The 1,126-nt window shown below is 51.5% G+C and carries 1 protein-coding gene; it reads left to right on the top strand.

Going from position 1 to position 1,126, the window contains the following annotated elements; translation table 11 throughout:
- The coding region (locus DRW41_RS22580; protein ID WP_115454253.1) for a hypothetical protein at positions 1-966 on the top strand (966 nt) is incomplete at its 5' end.
- Positions 967-1,126: the final 160 nt, after the last annotated feature.

The raw sequence follows: 1,126 nt of genomic DNA on the forward strand, positions 1-1,126 counted from the left end.
CTTGGCGTCGCAATGGCGATGAACTTGTTCGGCCACGGGATCGCCCTTTCAGGTGACTTCGTTATCCAGGCCGCACCGAAACTGACAGCCGATGCTGCCGGCCTCTCGGTCAGCGACGTACTAAGCGCAAGCATTCCGCTAGTTTTGGTAATGGGAACTGTTACAACCGTAGTGGCTTTCTATTTCTTAAAAAGGGATTTAAAAAATGGCAAACTGACTGCTTTAACCGGAGTTGTGCCGGGCGGTACCACCCATCCAACAAAGGTCGGCGCGCTGCTCTTATCTCTCTGGCAAAAAAGGTTATTCGCCATCCTCGTCCCTTTGCTTTTCATCCTTGATGTCACCGCGATGTTCCTGCTAAACCTGCAGGGCGGGGACGCGACAGCGCTGATTGGCGGCACGTCAATATTAATCCTCCTTGCCATCACACTCACCGCCCACAAGAACAGAGGGCTCGAAAAGACAACTTCGTATTTGGTGGAAGGCTTTCAGTTCGGGTTTAAAGTGTTCGGACCGGTCATTCCGATTGCGGCGTTCTTCTATCTAGGCGACGCCGGTTTTGGAAAAATAATCGGCGATTACCTTCCCAGCTCTTCGCAAGGCATTGTTAATGATCTTGGCATTGCCCTAGCCGGGCTTGTCCCGCTCAGCAAGGAAGTCGCGGCAGTTACCCTTACAGTAGTCGGTGCGATTACAGGGCTTGATGGTTCAGGCTTCTCTGGCATTTCCCTTGCCGGTTCAATCGCCGCACTTTTCGCGGTTTCAATTGGAAAAGGCGCGGCCACCTTGACGGCACTGGGGCAAATCGCAGCAATCTGGGTCGGCGGCGGTACCCTCGTTCCCTGGGCGCTCATCCCCGCGGCCGCTATCTGCAATGTTGATCCATTCGAGCTGGCGAGAAGGAACCTCGTGCCTGTAATAATCGGCCTTCTCGTTACAACCATAGTCGCAATGTTCCTCATATAAGACTGGTTGAAGACAGTTTAAAACGGTAAGGCTTTTAAACCTGTCTTTATCGAGGATATGAAGACAGTTTCAACCCAGGATAAAACCTAAACTGTCTTCATCCGGGTAATGAAGACACTTTCAAACCGCACACCATCCCAAACTGTCTTCATCACATATA

Origin of the sequence: Neobacillus piezotolerans (assembly GCF_003362805.1) — a bacterium.
Classification (GTDB): Bacteria; Bacillota; Bacilli; order Bacillales; family Cytobacillaceae; genus Bacillus_D; species Bacillus_D piezotolerans.